3 protein-coding genes and 1 pseudogene are annotated in these 2,470 nt (G+C 67.4%); 3 read left to right on the forward strand and 1 reads right to left on the reverse strand.

Translation table 11 applies throughout. The annotated features are described in order from the left end of the window. Positions 1–230: pseudogene (locus OOT08_RS18135) on the reverse strand (hypothetical protein); the annotation flags it as partial. Positions 231–300: 70 nt separating this feature from the next. Between OOT08_RS18135 and OOT08_RS18140 the strand changes: the two are divergent. The 3 genes from OOT08_RS18140 (at position 301) to rsmH (ending at position 2,404) form a co-directional block, all read left to right on the forward strand. After that, positions 301–681: a DUF3040 domain-containing protein gene (locus OOT08_RS18140; RefSeq protein WP_325094284.1), complete on the forward strand. Its 381-nt coding sequence runs from the start codon at positions 301–303 to the stop codon at positions 679–681. Between the two features lie 245 nt (positions 682–926). Beyond that, on the forward strand, positions 927–1,358 hold the full coding sequence (mraZ, locus tag OOT08_RS18145) for a division/cell wall cluster transcriptional repressor MraZ (RefSeq protein WP_325094285.1): 432 nt from the start codon (positions 927–929) through the stop codon (positions 1,356–1,358). A 95-nt stretch (positions 1,359–1,453) separates the two neighbouring features. Beyond that, on the forward strand, positions 1,454–2,404 hold the full coding sequence (gene rsmH / locus OOT08_RS18150) for a 16S rRNA (cytosine(1402)-N(4))-methyltransferase RsmH (protein WP_325094286.1): 951 nt from the start codon (positions 1,454–1,456) through the stop codon (positions 2,402–2,404). The last annotated feature ends 66 nt before the right edge of the window (positions 2,405–2,470 follow it).

Genomic DNA, 2,470 nt, shown 5'->3' on the forward strand with positions numbered 1-2,470 from the left:
CGGTCTTCCACGGGCTCGACCGCGGAGGGGGCGGCCTGCCCGGTGACCGCGTGGTGCCCCCAGAGGGCGAACTGCGCGCGGAAGCGTTTTCCGCCGCGCTGGAACTGCCGGGCCGCGTCGACGAGCGAGACGGCGTCGGGGCCGAGTGGGATGAGCGTTTTCGCGTGGCGATCGAGGTGATCATGGATGCGTTCCTGAAGAAGCCCTGCGATTCGGGAGGTTTCGTGCACGTTCCTAGCCTACCCGCCTTCCCGGGGGCTAGACTGGAGGGGCAGCTATTACTGAGTGGAGGAGGCCGTCATGGCGCTTTCTGAACGCGAGCAACGACTGCTCGAAGAGATGGAGCGGAGCCTCTACAGCAGTGAGTCCGACGTGCTGGAAACCTCCCCGGGGGTGCAGCGGCGGCCGAACTATCGCGCGATCGTCATCGGGATCCTGCTGGTGCTCCTGGGCATCGGGATCCTGCTGGGCGGCGTCATCGCGAACATGCTGTGGCTCGGCGTCATTGGCTTCGCGGCCATGCTCGGCGGAGTGCTCTACATCTTTTCGCCCCGGAACCAGACCGTCACCGAGACGTCCAACCGTGGGCAGGGCGGCGAGGCCGACCGTAAACGCAACGTCGAATCCCTGAGCGAGCGCGCCGCGCGCCGCTGGGAAGAACGACAGGAAGGCGAGCGCTAGGCGCGTCGTCCAGACAACGTCCAGAAATGGGACGCCCCCGAGGGGGAATCAGGGCCGGGAAACCGGCCCTTTTTTGTGCCCACTTTTCCCCAAAACCGCTCCATTTCCCTCCACTTCGGCGATCCCAATGTTTTCTAGGGAGAGATCGTTGCCGATATTGATTATTTTGACTTATTTCCGGATTTGTGGATCAAAGTGGAGTAAAGTGGGTGGCCAGGGCCGGATCGGGAGAGAAGGGAGGGATCATGTTCCTCGGCACGTTCACACCCAAGTTGGACGAGAAGGGGCGCGTGATCCTGCCAGCCAAGTTCCGAGACGAGCTCGCCGATGGCCTGGTGATTACCCGGGGCCAGGAGCGATGCCTGTACGTCTTTAGCGAGCGCGAGTTCGCGGAGATGCACGATCGCATCCGTTCCGCCCCCATCACGAGCAAGCAGGGCCGCGACTACCTGCGGGTGTTCCTCTCCGGGGCACACGCGGAAACGCCCGACAAGCAGAACCGGGTCACCGTGCCCGCTGGGCTGCGCGAGTACGCCGACCTCGGTCGGGAACTCGTGGTCATCGGAGCGGGGAGCCGCGCCGAGATCTGGAACGCCGCCGCGTGGGAGGCGTACCTGACCGAACAAGAAACCGCATTCGCCGAAATCGAAGAGGAGGTGATCCCGGGACTCTTTTGAGCCTCACCCGTGATTCCCCGCCAGCCGCCCTGACGCCACTTCCCCGGCGCCAGGTCTGTGTGGAGGGGATTCAGGGGAGAGGAGCCCGGTTGCACATGAGCGAAGATCACCAGATCCACATTCCCGTCCTCCTCGAGCGCTGCATCGAGCTGTTGGCCCCGGCGATCAGCCGGCCCGGCGCGGTCGTCGTTGACGGCACGCTCGGCATGGGCGGCCACAGCGCCGCGATGCTGGAGCGCTTTCCGGAGCTGAGCCTGATCGGCCTGGACCGCGACCCCGACGCCCTGCGCATCGCGGGGGAGCGGCTCGCGCCCTTCGGCGATCGCGTCCACCTGGTCCACACGGTCTACGACGGCATCGCCGAGGCCGTGACCGCGAGCGGCTTCGCGCACGTCGACGGCGTCCTCTTTGACCTGGGGGTCTCCTCCCTGCAGCTGGACGAGGCCGACCGCGGCTTCGCCTACGCGCAGGACGCCCCGCTCGACATGCGCATGAACCAGGACGCGGGCACGACCGCCGCGGACATCCTCGCGAGCTACGGCGAGGGGAAGCTGCGCGGCATCTTCGAGCGCTACGGCGAGGAGAAGCTCGCCGGCCGCTACGCCCGCGCGATCATCGCCGCCCGGCAGGTCGAGCCCATCGTTCGCTCGGGGCAGCTCGTGGACATCCTCAACGAGGCCACCCCCGCGGCGGTCCGCAACCTCCGCCACCCGGCCAAGCGCGTCTTCCAGGCGCTGCGCATCGAGGTCAACGAGGAGCTGAGCGTGCTGGAGCGCACGATCCCGGCCGCGCTCGACGTGCTCGGCCCGGACGGCCGCATCGTCGTGATGAGTTACCAGTCCCTCGAGGATCGCCTCGTGAAGCGCGCCCTCGCGGAGCGCACCCGTTCCACCGCCCCCGCGGGTCTGCCGGTCGAGCTCCCTGAGCACCGGCCCGAGTTCCGGCTCCTCACCCGAGGGGCCGAGCTCGCCAGCGAAGAAGAGCGCGAACGCAACCCCCGGGCGACCCCGGTGCGGCTGCGCGCTGCCGAGCGAGTGAGGACGTGACATGAGCCAGTCAACGCAGCCGATCAGCCCCGAGCTCTGGACCTTTCCCGAGCGCGCCGTCGGCGA

Source organism: Leucobacter sp. M11, from assembly GCF_035726885.1.
GTDB lineage: Bacteria > Actinomycetota > Actinomycetes > Actinomycetales > Microbacteriaceae > JAPFRB01.

Coding starts and splice junctions, on each gene's coding strand:
- OOT08_RS18140 (WP_325094284.1), top strand. CDS start 301: ATGGCGCTTTCTGAACGCGAGCAACGACTGCTCGAAGAGATGGAGCGG.
- mraZ (WP_325094285.1), top strand. CDS start 927: ATGTTCCTCGGCACGTTCACACCCAAGTTGGACGAGAAGGGGCGCGTG.
- rsmH (WP_325094286.1), top strand. CDS start 1,454: ATGAGCGAAGATCACCAGATCCACATTCCCGTCCTCCTCGAGCGCTGC.